The 15,182-nt window shown below is 69.8% G+C and carries 13 protein-coding genes; 10 read left to right on the plus strand and 3 right to left on the minus strand.

All coding sequences use genetic code 11. The features are described from left to right. Nucleotides 1-54: 54 nt before the first annotated feature. Nucleotides 55-3,711 carry a CARDB domain-containing protein gene (locus ABZU91_RS01995; protein ID WP_355233060.1) on the plus strand — a complete coding sequence of 1,219 codons (3,657 nt, stop codon included), beginning with the start codon at nucleotides 55-57 and terminating at the stop codon, nucleotides 3,709-3,711. A gap of 19 nt (nucleotides 3,712-3,730) precedes the next feature. Here the strand turns inward: ABZU91_RS01995 and ABZU91_RS02000 are convergent, their stop codons facing one another. Beyond that, nucleotides 3,731-4,054: a hypothetical protein gene (locus ABZU91_RS02000; RefSeq protein WP_355233061.1), complete on the minus strand. Its 324-nt coding sequence runs from the start codon at nucleotides 4,052-4,054 to the stop codon at nucleotides 3,731-3,733. Further along, entirely contained in the window at nucleotides 4,051-4,293 is a 243-nt protein-coding gene (locus tag ABZU91_RS02005) for a hypothetical protein (RefSeq protein WP_355233062.1), read from the minus strand. Before ABZU91_RS02005 ends, ABZU91_RS02000 begins: the two co-directional genes overlap by 4 nt. A 136-nt stretch (nucleotides 4,294-4,429) precedes the next feature. Here ABZU91_RS02005 and ABZU91_RS02010 point away from each other — a divergent pair, with 136 nt between their 5' ends. The 7 genes from ABZU91_RS02010 to ispG all read left to right on the plus strand — a co-directional run bounded on the left by ABZU91_RS02010 (nucleotide 4,430) and on the right by ispG (nucleotide 12,197). Then, nucleotides 4,430-5,311 carry a helix-turn-helix transcriptional regulator gene (locus tag ABZU91_RS02010; protein ID WP_355233063.1) on the plus strand — a complete coding sequence of 294 codons (882 nt, stop codon included), beginning with the start codon at nucleotides 4,430-4,432 and terminating at the stop codon, nucleotides 5,309-5,311. Next, complete coding sequence (locus ABZU91_RS02015; protein ID WP_355233064.1) at nucleotides 5,301-5,498, plus strand: DUF397 domain-containing protein; 198 nt, start codon at nucleotides 5,301-5,303, stop codon at nucleotides 5,496-5,498. Before ABZU91_RS02010 ends, ABZU91_RS02015 begins: the two co-directional genes overlap by 11 nt. Before the next feature lie 111 nt (nucleotides 5,499-5,609). Next, on the plus strand, nucleotides 5,610-7,586 hold the full coding sequence (locus tag ABZU91_RS02020; protein WP_355233065.1) for a PQQ-binding-like beta-propeller repeat protein: 1,977 nt from the start codon (nucleotides 5,610-5,612) through the stop codon (nucleotides 7,584-7,586). 179 nt (nucleotides 7,587-7,765) lie between these two features. Beyond that, a complete protein-coding gene (locus tag ABZU91_RS02025) occupies nucleotides 7,766-8,407 on the plus strand; it encodes a Uma2 family endonuclease (RefSeq protein WP_355233066.1) in 642 nt (213 codons plus the stop codon). Between the two features lie 147 nt (nucleotides 8,408-8,554). Further along, complete coding sequence (gene dxr / locus ABZU91_RS02030) at nucleotides 8,555-9,766, plus strand: 1-deoxy-D-xylulose-5-phosphate reductoisomerase (RefSeq protein ID WP_355233067.1); 1,212 nt, start codon at nucleotides 8,555-8,557, stop codon at nucleotides 9,764-9,766. After that, complete coding sequence (locus tag ABZU91_RS02035) at nucleotides 9,766-11,016, plus strand: site-2 protease family protein (RefSeq protein ID WP_355233068.1); 1,251 nt, start codon at nucleotides 9,766-9,768, stop codon at nucleotides 11,014-11,016. Before dxr ends, ABZU91_RS02035 begins: the two co-directional genes overlap by 1 nt. Before the next feature lie 8 nt (nucleotides 11,017-11,024). After that, the gene (ispG, locus tag ABZU91_RS02040) at nucleotides 11,025-12,197 is read left to right on the plus strand and encodes a flavodoxin-dependent (E)-4-hydroxy-3-methylbut-2-enyl-diphosphate synthase (RefSeq protein ID WP_355233069.1); all 1,173 of its coding nucleotides are present in this window, start codon (nucleotides 11,025-11,027) and stop codon (nucleotides 12,195-12,197) included. A gap of 63 nt (nucleotides 12,198-12,260) precedes the next feature. Here ispG and ABZU91_RS02045 read toward each other — a convergent pair whose 3' ends face one another. Beyond that, on the minus strand, nucleotides 12,261-12,848 hold the full coding sequence (locus tag ABZU91_RS02045; RefSeq protein WP_355233070.1) for a PadR family transcriptional regulator: 588 nt from the start codon (nucleotides 12,846-12,848) through the stop codon (nucleotides 12,261-12,263). Nucleotides 12,849-12,960: 112 nt separating this feature from the next. Between ABZU91_RS02045 and ABZU91_RS02050 the strand changes: the two genes are divergently transcribed. Both ABZU91_RS02050 and ABZU91_RS02055 read left to right on the plus strand, forming a co-directional pair. Further along, a complete protein-coding gene (locus ABZU91_RS02050; RefSeq protein WP_355233071.1) occupies nucleotides 12,961-14,184 on the plus strand; it encodes an MFS transporter in 1,224 nt (407 codons plus the stop codon). 57 nt (nucleotides 14,185-14,241) lie between these two features. Then, entirely contained in the window at nucleotides 14,242-15,081 is an 840-nt protein-coding gene (locus ABZU91_RS02055; protein WP_355233072.1) for a GNAT family N-acetyltransferase, read from the plus strand. Nucleotides 15,082-15,182 lie beyond the last annotated feature (101 nt).

Consider the following 15,182-nt stretch of genomic DNA (forward strand, 5'->3'; position numbering starts at 1 on the left):
CAACCGTCCCCCGACGACAGGACAGTCATGAGACGACGAGCGACACTGTTCAGGATGGTGGCGGCGACAGTCGCGACCACGCTGATCGCGACCCCCCTCGCGAACCCCGCCCTCGCCGCCCGCCCCGCCGACACGGCGGCCGCGTCGAGCAGCGCCTTCGCCGCGGCGGCCACCAACCTCGCCCTGGGCCGTCCCACCCAGGAGAGCGGCCACGCCGACGTCTACGGCTCGTCGAGGGTCGTCGACGGCGACGTGGGCAGCTACTGGGAGAGCGTCAACAACTCGTTCCCCCAGTGGGTGCAGGTCGACCTCGGCTCGTCGCAGTCCGTCAACCAGGTCGTCCTGAAGTTGCCGACCTCGGGCTGGGGCACCCGGACGCAGGCGCTGAGCGTGCGCGGCAGCGCCGACGGCTCCTCGTTCACCGACCTGGTCGGGTCGCAGACGTACACCTTCAACCCGGCGAGCGGTAGCACCGCCACGATCAACTTCAGCGCCACCTCCACCCGCTACGTCCGGATCACCATCACCGCCAACAGCGGCTGGCCGGCCGGGCAGCTCTCCGAGCTGGAGGTGTACGGCAGCGGCGGCACCCCCGGCGACACCACCGCGCCGAGCGTCCCGGGAACTCTGTCGCAGAGCACGTCGGGCAGCACGATCACCCTCAACTGGGGCGCGTCCACCGACTCGGGTGGCAGCGGCCTGGCCGGCTACAACGTCTACCGGGGCGGCAACCTCGTCGCCACGCTGGGCACCGTCCTGACGTACCAGGACACCCAGCCGGCGACGGCGACCGTCTCCTACTACGTCCGGGCCCGCGACGGCGCCGGCAACCTGTCGGGCATCAGCAACACCGTCACCCGGACCGGCAGCAACCCCCCGGCCTGCACGAACGTGGCGCAGGGCAAGACCATGACGGCGAGCGGCTCGACGTTCACCTTCACCCCCGACAAGGCTAACGACGGGCAGCTCGCCACCTACTGGGAGGGCGCGGCCAGCTACCCGCAGAACCTGACCGTGGCGCTGGGCGCGAACCACTCGATCTCCGGCGTCACCGTCAAGCTCAACCCCGACTCGTCCTGGGGCACCCGTACCCAGACCATCCAGGTCCTCGGCCGCGACCAGGCGTCGTCGTCGTACACCAGCCTGGTGTCGGCGGCGTCCTACCAGTTCGTCCAGGGTGTCAACACGGTGACCATCCCGGTCAGCGCGACCACGGCGGACGTGCAGTTGCGGTTCACCGGCAACACCGGCGCGCCGTCCGGCCAGGTGGCCGAACTGGAGGTGTGCGGCACCCCGGCCCCCAACCCGGACCTGGTCGTCAGCTCGGTGACCTGGTCGCCGTCGTCGCCCAGCGAGGCCAGCGCGGTCACCCTCTCGGCCGTCGTGCAGAACATCGGCTCGGCGGCGGCCGGGGCGACCACCGTCAACTTCAGCCTGGCCGGCGCGGTCGTCGGCAGCGCCACGGTGGGCGCGCTCGCCGCCGGCGCCTCGACCACCGTGTCCTACAACGCCGGTACGCGGCCGATGGGCAGTTACGCCGTCTCGGCGGTGGTCGACCCGACCAACACGATCGTCGAGCAGAACAACGGCAACAACAGCCTCACGGCGGCGTCGCCGCTTGTCGTCACGCAGGCCCCCGGCCCCGACCTCCAGGTGCTGGGCATCGCCTCGAACCCGCCGAACCCGGCCGTCGGGGCGTCCGTCACGTTCACCGTGTCGGTACGCAACCGGGGCACCGCCGCGACCGGCGCGACCACTGTCACCCGGCTGGTGGTGGGCGGCACCACGCTCAACACCAACACCGCCTCGATCGCGGCCGGCGCGACGGTCACCGTGGCCGTCAGCGGTAGTTGGACCGCCACCAGCGGCGGCGCCACCATCACCGCCACCGCCGACGCGACGAACGTGGTCGCCGAGACCAACGAGGGCAACAACGCGTTCAGCCAGGCCATCGTGGTCGGACGTGGGGCAGCCGTCCCGTACGTCTCGTACGAGGCGGAGGCCGGTCGTTACTCGGGCACGCTGCTGGAGGCCGACCCGCTGCGCACCTTCGGGCACACCAACTTCGCCAGCGAGTCCTCGGGCCGCAAGTCGGTACGCCTCACCGGCACCGGCCAGTTCGTCGAGTTCACCTCGGCCAACCAGGCCAACGCGATCGTGGTGCGGAACTCGATCCCGGACGCGCCCGGCGGTGGCGGCATCGAGGCGACCATCAGCCTCTACGTCAACGACGTGTTCTCCCGCAAGCTGACCCTGTCGTCCAGGCACAGCTGGCTCTACGGCAACACCGACGGGCCGGAGGCGCTGACCAACACCCCGCAGGCCGACGCCCGACGGCTGTTCGACGAGTCGAACGCTCTGCTGGCGCAGTCGTACCCGGCGGGCACCCGCTTCAAGTTGCAGCGCGACTCGGGTGACACCGCCTCGTTCTACGTCATCGACATGATCGACCTGGAGCAGGTGGCACCGCCGGCGAGCCAGCCGGCCGGCTGCACCTCGATCACCGCGTACGGCGCGGTCCCGAACGACGGGATCGACGACACCGCAGCCATCCAGCGGGCGGTGACCGACGACCAGAACGGCGTGATCAGCTGCGTCTGGATCCCCGCCGGGCAGTGGCGGCAGGAGCAGAAGATCCTGACCGACGACCCGCTGAACCGGGGTACGCACAACCAGGTCGGCATCAGCAACGTCACGATCCGGGGCGCCGGCATGTGGCACTCGCAGCTCTACACGTTGACCGAGCCGCAGAACGTGGTGGGCGGCATCAACCACCCGCACGAGGGCAACTTCGGCTTCGACATCGACAAGAACACCCAGATCTCCGACATCGCCATCTTCGGCTCCGGCCGGATCCGTGGCGGTGACGGCAACGGCGAGGGTGGCGTCGGTCTGAACGGTCGCTTCGGCACCGGGACGAAGATCAGCAACGTCTGGATCGAGCACGCCAACGTGGGCGTCTGGGTGGGCCGCGACTACGACAACATCCCCGACCTGTGGGGGCCGGCCGACGGGCTGGAGTTCAGCGGCATGCGCATCCGCGACACGTACGCCGACGGCATCAACTTCAGCAACGGCACGCGTAACTCGCGGGTGTTCAACTCGTCGTTCCGCACCACCGGCGACGACGCGCTCGCCGTCTGGGCCAACCCGTACGTCAAGGACCGCACCGTCGACATCGCCCACGACAACCACTTCGTCAACAACACCATCCAGTTGCCCTGGCGGGCGAACGGCATCGCCATCTACGGCGGCTACGACAACTCGATCGAGAACAACCTGGTCTACGACACCGCCAACTACCCGGGCATCATGCTGGCGACCGACCACGACCCGCTGCCGTTCTCCGGGACGACGCTGATCGCCAACAACGGGCTCTACCGCACCGGTGGCGCGTTCTGGAACGAGGACCAGGAGTTCGGCGCCATCACGCTGTTCCCCTCCACCCGGGACATCACCGGGGTCACCATCCGCGACACCGACATCATCGATTCGACGTACGACGGCATCCAGTTCAAGAACGGCGGCGGCAACATGCCGAACGTCGCCATCACCAACGTGCGGATCGACAAGTCCAACAACGGTGCCGGCATTCTCGCGATGAGCGGCGCACGCGGCAACGCCAACCTGACCAACGTGACAATCACCAACTCGGCCGACGGCAACATCGTCGTCCAGCCGGGCTCACAGTTCGTCATCAACGGCGGCTGACCTGCCGCTCGCCGCTTGATCAACACGTTTTCGCCGAAATCGGGGTGTCCGCGGACTGCGGACACCCCGATTTCCACGAACCCGAGTCGATCGTCGCCGCGCAGGGTCCGTCGTGGGCGTCGGGCCGCCGGCACCGGCCGGCGTCGTCGAGCCGGGCGTCACAGAACACTCGGGTACGAAGAAACTGCGCGTCCTCCTCGCTGAGCGTCGTCTCGCCGAAGTCGACGACGGTGAGGTGACCGAGCGAGTCGCGCAGTGCCACGGCCAGGGCGGTGACCTCGTCGAGGCTGGTCAGCGTGGTCGGCAGATGAATGATCCAGCGGGGCCCGGTTGCGATGCTCATGGCAGGACCACCGTTCCTCCGTCCACCAACGTCTGGATCTGCCCGTCGGTCAGACCGCGCTCGCTAAGGACGCGGCGGCCCCAACGGTGCAGTCGGCACGGGTGCCGAGAGTCGTCCTTGCGGCAGTGCTCGCCGTCCGGTCGCTGCACGGGGGCGTGCACGCTGACCGCCCGCAGCGCGAACACGACGTCCTCTTTGGTCACGTAGGGCGGCAATGGCAGTTCGTCGGTTGGTTCCATGGCCGTCCTCCGGTGGGATTTTCGCGGTTGCCGTCATCAACGAGAGTCATCCCGACGATGGCCCAGCACAATATTTCGGAGCAGAATCCGGACCAAGGGATGAGGTGTCCTACGCGCCGACAGTCAGGGAGATGACGTGGACGATTCCGGCAGCACGGTCCCACGGAGGCAGCTCGGCAGATATCTGAGAGAGCTTCGCGAAAACGCGTACGTGACCGTTTCCGCCGCGGCTAAGGAATTGGAATGGTCGGCACCCCGGATCTGGCGGTACGAGACCGGCCAGGTCTCCATGCACCCGAACGACGTGGCGGCCATGTGCCGCGTCTACGGCGCGTCCCCCGAGACGATCGAGACGATGCGGGCACTCGCGCGGGAGACCAAGGCGCACGGCTGGTGGCACAGCTACGGCGAGGCGATCAAGGACTGGTTCAAGCTCTACGTCGGCCTGGAAGCTGCCGCGACTCGCATTCGCCACTATGAGGTGAACCTCGTCCCCGGTCTGTTGCAGACGGTCGACTACATGACCGAGGTGATCGCCACCGACCACCCGCAGATGAGTGAGGCGGAGCGTCAGGCGAAGGTGGACGTGCGGCTGCGCCGGCAACGGTTGCTGGCGCGGGCCATACCGCGCGCTCCGCGCCTCGACGTCATCCTGGGCGAGGCGGTACTGCGCCGCCCGCTACGTGATCGCGCCGCGATGGCACGGCAACTGGAGTCACTTGTGGTGTCGTCGCGACAGCACAACATCGGTATCCGGGTGCTGCCGCTCGACGCCGGCCTGGTCCGCTGGGCGCAGGCCGGCACCTTCACCATGCTCGACTTCCCGGCCGAGGTGCGCGAGCCGGAGCCGACCACGATCTACATGGACGGGCCGTGTGGCGCGGTCTACCTTGACAAGACCCACGAGATTGCCATCTATGAGGACGCGTGGCGCTCCCTTGGTGAGCGGGCGCTCGACGCCGACGAGTCCCGCGAGCTGATCGCGGCCATAGCGAAGGAGATGACCGATGGAGCGTGACGGAGTCTGGCGCACGTCGACCCGATCCGGCGGCGAGGGCAACTGCGTCGAGGTGGCGGGGTTCGCCGACGCGGTCGGCGTACGCGACAGCAAGGACCGGCAGGGGCCCGTGCTGACCTTCACCGAATCGGCCTGGTCCGACTTCGTCGCGGCAGCCCGTGGACGGCAGTTGGACGCGCACCGCTGAGCCGCCCGCGCCACCCGGTATGTCAAAGGACTCGCCCCTTGGAGGGCACCTCCCCTCCAAGATCTGTCGCAGGGCCGGGTTAGCCTCGCCACGATCTCTAGGAGGCTGCGGGTGGACCGGTTCGAGCGCATGGTGGCGCTGTTACGCAGTGGACAGACGGCCGGTGCCGATCAGCTACGGGCAGAGGCGCCCGATGCGCTCCTGCCCCGGTGGACGGCTGGCGAGCCGACAAGTCCGGCGCTGCGGCAGGTACGTCAGCTCGAATCCTCGATCGAGGCGGTTCGCCTCGACGACACGTACGCCTGGGCGATGGCAGGTGGCAGCGTGCATCGCATCCCACTCGCCGGAGGCGAGACGCAGCGCGTGCGTCTGGAAGGCAGCGACGAGGCCTTTTACCCGGAGGCGGTTTTCGACGGTGCCACCGTCGTCGCCGTGGAGGATGAGCGGCTGTGCGTATGGGACCTTGCTAGCGGGAAGCTGTTGCTCGCCACCGACCCGGACGACATTCCTCGCCGAGCGGGCCGCCTCGTCAGCCTCGCGGTCGGCGTCGGAGTCGCGGTCACCGGCACCGAAGGCGGTTACCTGCTGCTGTGGGATCTGACCGACGGTCGGCAGCTGGCAAGGACCGCCGCCCACAGTGGAGATGTCTTCCAGGTGGCGATCAGTGCGGGCGATGCGCCGGCCGTCCTGAGCCTCGGCGGCGAGGACACCGATTCCATGACGCTGTGTTTCCACGACCTCGACGGCCTGCGCCGCACCGGTGAGGTGGCCGTGGCCGGGCCGACGACGTGCGGCGGCTGGACGGTGCTCGACGGTCAGCGGCGCGCGGTGACCGTCGGCGATGGCCTCCTGAGCGTCTGGGACGCCACCGCGGTCGAGCCAACAGCGCAGTTTCCCACCACCACCACAAACTCGTACGACGCTCCGGTGTTTCTCGCCGGCGGTGCCTGGGTCGTGCTCGGCGAGTGGCGTGCGCTGCAGATCATCGATCTGCGGGACGGCACCGTGCACGGCACGATCCGGACCGACTTCACCCAGCGTGTCGGTCAGGTCGCCGTGCGCGGCTCGTTGCTCTTCGTGGCGCAGGCGGGCAGCAGCGAGGGGCGGACCAACCTTCTCGAACTCGCCGACCCACTCCCACAGGACGACTCGGACCGGCCCTACTACCAAAACGCCGTGATTTCCAGGATCGGCGGACGGCCCGTGGTCGTCGCCGTGGACAAGGGGGGCGTATTCGAGGTCGTCGACGCCGCGGATGGCAACGAACTCGCAGGAGCGACTGGTGAGCGGCGGATCGTCCACCGGGCTCCGGGCCGCTATCCGCGACTGGTCTCCACTACCGTTGCCGGCCGCGACCTGCTGGTCGTGATGGACCGCCTCAGGCCGACGACAGTCGACCCGGCCACCGGCGAGATCCACACCGCGCCCGAGCCGCCGCTGACACCCGCCGTGCTCCACGCGGTCGCCGCGCGCGGTGGCGTCATTGCCGCGATCAACCTTGGCGGCCTCCTCGCCGTCTGGGACGCGGCCACCCTGACCTTGCGGGCCTCCGTCCGACTGGAATCACGGGAGACGACCTCGATTACGCTTGTTGACCTTCACGGCCGCACCGTCGTGCTGACCGGCACCGATGCGGGCGGCTTCCGCTGGTTCGACAGTGCCGACCTGACCGAGCTGGAACCGCCGGGCCTGTTCGCCGAGCGGACCGGCCGAACCGCCCCGGAGGGTTGGGACTGGCCGGGGCCAGCCGCCGTCTGGCGCTTGCACGTCCTCGGATCAGTCGTGGTCAGCGTCGTCGGCGGCACGGTCACCTGTGCCGACATCGCGACCGGGAAGTCGGTCGGCCCAGCCCTGGCGCATCCCGGCACGGTCGACGCGATCCTGCCGGTGGTCCTCGACGGCGTCCCGGTGGTCGCCACCGCGTGCGCCGACCGGGTCCTGCGGCTGTGGGATATCGGGACCGGCAACCTCATCTGGTCGGTAGCGCTACCCGAGCAGGTTCACCGCATCCTCTCGGTCACCGCCGACCAGGTCGTCGTCCACACCAGCGGATATGTAATGGCGATCGGTCCGCTGACCCTGACCTGACGATCGCACCCGACACGTCTGCGGTGTGCAGATCTTGGACAGTTTCCGTCAGCGCCGAACGGAAACTGTCCAAGATCTGCGGCTGATTGGTGGCGGACTCGGTGTGCGATGACGTGCTGCGCGGGCTGCGGTGGCTAGGCTGACCTGAGCAGGATGGTCCGCTGAGGGGGTGAGCCCGGATGGCCCAGGCAGCGTTCGCGCCGGAGCCGGCGCCGCAGCACACCGAGCCGTCGTTCGACGTGCTGCGGTGGCACGACGAGCCGTGGACCGCGCAGCTCGCCCTCGAGCTGTTGCCGGAGACCAACGGCCCCAAGGTTGAGGTCCTGAGCCCAAGCGTGATCGTGACACCACACGCCGGGTACGACCATCAGGACGCGGAGTTGGACCTCGCGTTCCACCTCAAGCAGGCGGCCCGCCGGGCCAAGCTGTGGCTCTATCTTGAGACGAACGTCGTCTCGGGTCAGGACCTTTTCATCCCGGACATCGTCATCCTCGACGCTCCGGGCGGCGGTCGAACGACCATGGAGATCAACCACGCCGTGCTTCTCGGGGAGATCGTCTCTCCCGGGAACCGGCGCAAGGACATCATCGACCGGCCGCGTGAGTACGCCGCCGCCGGTGTGCCCTTCTTCCTCCGGGTCGACCTGCGCAATCGGGTGCCCACGATCGCCTTGTACGAGCTGACCGAGGGGGAGTACCGGCCGGTGGCCGCCGCCGCGGCCGGGACGCGCTTCGTCATGCGGGAGCCGTTCGAGTTCTCCATCGATCCGGCCGACCTGCTCGGCGAGGAGGCGGTCCCAGAGGAGCCCGGCACCCCTTGATCGACACGAGTTCGGCGAGGTGGGGGTGTCCTGGTGTCGGGATATCCCCAGGTCGGCGATGTGGTGTCGATCAAGGGGCGCCAGAGGCCGGCGGGGAGGGCTGAGGCTCCCAGCGGGCGTACAGCGGCGGTGGGAGAGAATGGCGTCGTGACTTCCCCCCGTGATCTTGTCCTGCTCGGGTCCACCGGTTCGATCGGCACGCAGGCCATCGACATCGTCCGGCGCAACCCGGACCGGTTCCGGGTGGTGGCCATCGGGGCCGGTGGGGGCAACGTCGAGCTGCTCGCCGCGCAGGCCCTCGAACTGGCCGTCGAGGCGGTCGGGGTGGCCAGGGCGTCCGCCGCGCAGGACCTGCAACTGGCGTTCTACGCCGAGGCGAGCCGTCGGGGCTGGGCCACCGGCGACTTCAAGCTTCCCAAGATCGTGGCCGGGCCGGACGCCATGACCGAGCTGGCGCAGTGGCCCTGCGACATCGTGCTCAACGGGGTGGTCGGCTCGCTGGGCCTCGCTCCTACGCTGGCCGCTCTGCGCGGTGGTCGTACTCTCGCGTTGGCCAACAAGGAGTCGCTCGTGGCCGGCGGCCCGCTGGTCAAGGCCGCGGTGACGCGGCCGGGGCAGATCGTGCCGGTCGACTCGGAGCACTCGGCGCTGGCCCAGTGTCTGCGCTCCGGGTCGCGCGGTGAGGTGCGGCGGCTGATCGTCACGGCCAGCGGCGGCCCGTTCCGGGGGCGGCAGCGTGACGAGTTGACGCAGGTCACACCGGAGCAGGCGCTCGCGCACCCCACCTGGAACATGGGACCGGTCGTCACGATCAACTCGGCGACCATGGTCAACAAGGCGCTCGAGGTGATCGAGGCACACGAGCTGTTCGACGTGCCGTACGCCGACATCACCGTGATGGTGCACCCGCAGTCGGTGATCCACTCGATGGTCGAGTTCGTGGACGGGTCGACGATCGCGCAGGCCAGCCCACCGGACATGCGGCTGCCGATCGCGCTGGGCATCGGCTGGCCGGACCGGGTGCCCGAGGCCGCCACCGCCGTCGACTGGACGGCCGCGCACACCTGGGAGTTCGCGCCGCTCGACGACGAGGCGTTCCCGGCCGTCGCGCTGGCCAAGGCCGCCGGGGAGGCTGGGCGGTGTCGCCCGGCGATCTACAACGCGGCGAACGAGGAGTGCGTGGCGGCGTTCGTGGCCGGGCGGCTGCCGTTCCTCGGCATCGTCGACACCCTCGGACGGGTGTTGGAGGAGGCTCCGGACTTCGGCGAACCAGGTACCGTCGAGGACGTGCTCGCGGCCGAGTCGTGGGCGCGCGCGCACGCGCAGGAGATCATCGCGGGTTCGGTGGAAGGAGCTTGATGTCTAACCTGCTCGGGGTGGTCCTCTTCGCCCTGGCCATCCTCATCTCGGTCAGCCTGCACGAGGCGGGTCACATGCTGACCGCCAAGGCGTTCGGGATGAAGGTCACGAAGTACTTCGTCGGTTTCGGCCCCACCATCTGGTCGTTCCAGCGGGGCGAGACCGAGTACGGCATCAAGGGCATCCCCCTCGGTGGCTTCTGCAAGATCGTCGGGATGACGCCGCACGACGACGATGTCGACCCGGCCGACGAGCCGCGTGCGATGTGGCGCTTTCCGGTGTGGAAGCGCACGATCGTCATGTCCGCGGGCTCGATCACCCACTTCGCGCTGGCGCTCGTCACCATCTGGCTTGCCGCCGTCACCCTCGGCCTGCCCAATCCCAAGTTCCCCACGAACGACGCGCAGGTCCGGCAGGAGCCGGCGGTGATCTCGCTCTCCGACTGCGTGATGCCGAAGATCGACCAGCGCGCCTGCGCCCCCGGTGACCCGGCCAGCCCGGCGGCCCAGGCCCAGCTTCGCGACGGCGACCGGATCACCTCACTCAACGGCAAGCCGGTGAACAACTACGGTGAGATGCTCACCGGCCTGCGCGCGTTGAAGCCGGGCGAGACCGTGAAGATCGGGTACGTCCGCGACGGCCAGGCCGCCGAGACCAGCACCGTGCTGGCCCAGACGGAGCGTCCGCCGCTCGACAACCCGAAGGGCACCATCGGTCCGGTCGCTGCGCTCGGCGTCGGGCTCACCATCAGCACCCCGAACCTCGTCACGTACGGTCCGGTCGCCGCCTTCGGCGCCACCGGCGACTTCACCCGCGGGCTGGCCGTCGGCACCGTCGAGGCGTTGCAGCGGCTGCCGCAGAAGGTCCCCGCGCTGTGGACCGCCATCACCGGCGGCGAACGTGACGTGGACACCCCGATCAGCGTGGTCGGGGCCAGCCGCCTCGGCGGCGAGGCGTTCGCCCACGGGGCCTGGCTGATGTTCGTCCTGCTCTTCATCTCGCTGAACTTCTTCATCGGCGTGTTCAACCTGCTCCCGCTGCTCCCCCTGGACGGCGGCCACATTGCCATCGCCTGGTTCGAGCGGGCCCGCTCCTGGCTCTACGCGCGGATCGGCCGTGCCGACCCGGGTCGGGTGGACTACCTCAAGCTGATGCCCTTCACGTACGCGGTGATCCTGATCGGTGGCGTGTTCACGCTGCTGACCATCACCGCGGACGTCGTCAACCCGATCACGCTCTTCCCAAGGTGAGTGCTGAAGTGACCGCTATCAGTCTCGGCATGCCCGCAGTGCCGCCCCCGCCGCTCGCACCCCGCCGGGCCAGCCGCCAGATCATGGTCGGCTCGGTGCCGGTCGGTGGCGGCGCGCCGGTGTCCGTGCAGTCGATGACCACGACCCTCACCTCCGACGTCAACGCGACCCTTCAGCAGATCGCCGAGCTGACCGCGTCCGGCTGCCAGATCGTCCGGGTGGCGGTGCCGTCCCAGGACGACGTCGAGGCGCTGCCCGCGATCGCCAAGAAGTCGCAAATCCCGGTGATCGCCGACATCCACTTCCAGCCCAAGTACGTCTTCGCCGCTATCGACGCCGGCTGCGCGGCCGTCCGGGTCAACCCGGGCAACATCCGGCAGTTCGACGACAAGGTCAAGGAGATCGCCGCAGCGGCCTCCGCCGCCGGTACGCCGATCCGGATCGGCGTCAACGCGGGCTCGCTCGACAAGCGGTTGCTGGCCAAGTACGGCAAGGCCACCGCCGAGGCGCTCGTCGAGTCGGCGCTGTGGGAGTGCTCGCTGTTCGAGGAGCACGGCTTCCGCGACATCAAGATCTCGGTCAAGCACAACGACCCGGTCGTGATGATCCGGGCGTACCGGCAGTTGGCCGAGCAGTGCGACTACCCGCTGCACCTCGGCGTCACCGAGGCCGGGCCGGCCTTCCAGGGCACCATCAAGTCCGCGGTCGCCTTCGGCGCCCTGCTGGCCGAGGGCATCGGCGACACCATCCGGGTGTCGCTCTCCGCCCCGCCGGTCGAGGAGATCAAGGTCGGCAACCAGATCCTGGAGTCGCTGGGCCTGCGCGAACGGGGCCTGGAGATCGTCTCGTGCCCGTCCTGCGGGCGTGCCCAGGTGGACGTCTACAAGCTCGCCGAGGAGGTCACCGCCGGCCTCGAAGGGCTGCCCGTGCCGCTGCGGGTGGCCGTCATGGGCTGCGTCGTCAACGGTCCGGGCGAGGCCCGCGAGGCCGACCTCGGCGTCGCGTCCGGCAACGGCAAGGGCCAGATCTTCGTCAAGGGTCAGGTCGTCAAGACGGTGCCCGAGGCGCAGATCGTGGAGACGCTGATCGAGGAGGCGCTGCGCATCGCCGACGAGATGGGCGCCGAGCTGCCCGAGGAGCTGCGCGGGCTGGTCACCGGCCCGACGGTCACCGTGCACTGAGTCAGTTCGAAGAATGCGGGCCGTTCCCCCTCGGGGAGCGGCCCGCATTCGTTCTGGCGCGTCTCACTCAGATTCGGCGAGGATCGCGTACAGCTTGCGCCGGGTCTCGTCGAGCACCTGGGCGGCCCGCTCACGCTGGTCGTCGGTGCCGTTCATCATCACCTGACGCAGGGCGTTCATCGCCTGCGCGCCGGAGTCGCGGATGTCGTGCCAGCTGCTCACGGTGCCCTGGGCGACGTCCGCCCAGGCGGGCGCCTGCGCGGCGGCGGTGGCCTCGGCCTGACCGGCCTCGGTGACGGTGAACCGCTTGCGTCCGCCGCTGGACTCCTCGGTGCTGGCGGCGATCACACCCTCGTCCTCCAGGAGCTGGAGCGTGGGATAGATCGACCCCGGGCTGGGCCGCCAGGCCCCGCCGGTGCGGGAGTCGATCTCCTGGATCATCTCGTAGCCGTGCATCGGCCGCTCGGTGAGCAGGGCCAACACCGCGCCACGGACGTTGGGGCGGCGGCCCCTGCCTCGTCCGCGACCGCGTCCGCCCCAGGGGCCGCCGTGCTCGTGGCCGTGGCCGTGCGGGCCGGGCGGAACCGGCGGGAAGCCGAATCCACGCATCCGGGCCTCGTGCATCGGGTGGTGCTGTCGATGGAACCTCATCGGGTTCTCCTTCTCTTCGTACTGTCGCTGATGCATCAACGATATATCGGCAATGCATCGCCGACAAGCCTTGATCTACCAAACCGTACGTACGTCTTGCTAAGGTGCTGACATGCGCCTGATCCCACCGCCCGGCCCGGCCCGGACCCTCACACTCGGCACCCTGGTCAAGACCATCGGGCGGGGTCTCTGGCTGGTTGCCAGCGCGCTCTTCCTCACTCGCTCGGTCGGTCTCTCGGCGACCCAGGTTGGCGTCGGGCTCACCATCTCGGCGCTCGTCGGCGTGCTCGCGAGTACGCCGAGCGGCTACCTGGCCGACCGCATGGGCCCGCGTGGGGTGCAGGTGGGCGGGCTGATCGCGGCCGGCCTCCTGACCGCCGGTCTGATCACCGTCCGATCGTTCCCCGCGTTCGTGCTGGTCGGTGCCGCCACCGCGCTCGCCGACGCCGTCGAGCGCGGTGCCCGGGGAGCCCTCATCGCCGGCGCGATCCCGGCCGACCAGCGGGTACACACCCGCGCCTACCTGCGGGCCACCACCAACGTCGGAATCTCCGTCGGGGCCGTCCTCGGCGGTTTCGCCATCGCCGCCGACACCCGCGCCGGCTACCTCACCCTGATCCTGACCACGGCGGCGGCGTCGCTGGCCGCAGCGGCGATCTCCGTCCGACTGCCCACCGTCGCGCCCGTCGCCGCTCCCACGCGCGGACCCCGACTGGTCGCCCTGCGGGACCGCCCGTTCCTCGCCTTCACCCTGCTCGACGGGCTGATGTCCATGCACTTCAGCCTGCTCACCCTCGCCCTGCCGCTGTGGATCGCCGGGCACACCACCGCTCCGGTCTGGATGATCTCGGTGTTGACGCTGGTCAACACCGCGATGGTGGTGCTCCTCCAGGTACGGGCGGCGCGCGGCGCCGTCACCCTGCCGGGAGCCGCCCGCGCGTCGCGCCGGGCGGGGGCGGTCATCGCCCTGGCCTGCGTACTCTTCGCCGCCAGCGGCGCACTGCCCACACCGGGCGCCATCGGCCTGCTCTGCGTCGGATCGCTGGCGCACGTCATCGGGGAGCTGTGGCACTCCGCCGCCGGCTGGGGGATCTCCTTCGGGCTGGCACCGGCCGACGCGCACGGGCAGTACCAGGGGACGTACGGCATGGGTTACGAACTGGGCAAGATGCTCGCACCCGTCGTGGTGACCAGCCTCGCCCTCGGTTGGGGCGTACCGGGATGGCTCGTGCTGGCCGGGCTTTTTCTCCTGCTCGGTGCCCTGGTGCCCCCGGTCGTCCGGTGGGCGGGCCGAACCCGACCGACCAGCGCGGTCACCGAACCGGCACACGTCTGAGACCGGGCTCGCCACTCGGCCGGCGGGGTGGGGGGTCGATCTGGCAGGCTGGTAGGCGTGCTGACGGTGCCGGTACGGCAACTGGGGGAATCGGAGCGCCGCGCGGTCGAGCGCCTGCTCGACCGTGACCCTTTCGCGGGTGCGCAGGTCGCCGAGCGCATCGCCGCGCGCGGGCTGTCCTGGTGGCGGGCCGAAGGGCGAATCCTGGGGTACGGCGCCCGACGCAACCTCGAATCACTGTGCTGGCTCGGCGGCAACCTGACGCCGGTGCTCGCCAACGACGCCGCCGTTTCCGCCTTCGCCGACCTGCTCGCCGGCGAGGAGAGGCTGTGCTCCTCGATCGTCGGCCGCGCGGACGCCGTCCTCGCCCTCTGGGAACGGCTCTCCGGCACCTGGGGTCCGGCCCGCGACGTCCGCCCCAACCAGCCGCTGCTGGCCACCGACACGACGCCGGCCGTGCCGGCCGACCCAGAGGTACGCCGCGTCCGCTCCGGCGAGGTCGACCGACTCTTCCCGGCGGCCGTCGCCATGTACACCGAGGAGGTCGGCGTCTCCCCACTCGCCGAGGACGCCGGCCGCAGCTACCGCCGTCGGGTCAACGACCTGGTCCGCGCCGGCCGTGCGTACGCCCGGTTCGTCGACGGCAAGGTCGTGTTCAAGGCCGAGTTGGCCGTCGTGACCAAGCGGACCGCCCAGGTCCAGGGCGTCTGGGTCGCGCCGGAGTGGCGGGGCCGGGGCATCGCCGCCGGTGCCATGGCCGCGGTGGTACGCGACGCGCTGGCCCGGGTCGCCCCGACGGTCAGCCTGTACGTCAACGACTTCAACCTGCCGGCCCGCCGGGTGTACGAACGCTGCGGCTTCCAGCCGGTCGGCACGCTCGCCACGGTCCTCTTCTGAACGGTCGCGGGTACGACGATGGCCGGCACCCCGTGTGGGGTGCCGGCCATCGGTGGTTCTCAGCTGTTCCAGTGCTGGCCAACCAGGTCGGTGGCCTGCTG

The sequence above is a fragment of the Micromonospora sp. NPDC005174 genome (genome assembly GCF_040608495.1).
In the GTDB taxonomy this organism is placed as follows: domain Bacteria; phylum Actinomycetota; class Actinomycetes; order Mycobacteriales; family Micromonosporaceae; genus Micromonospora.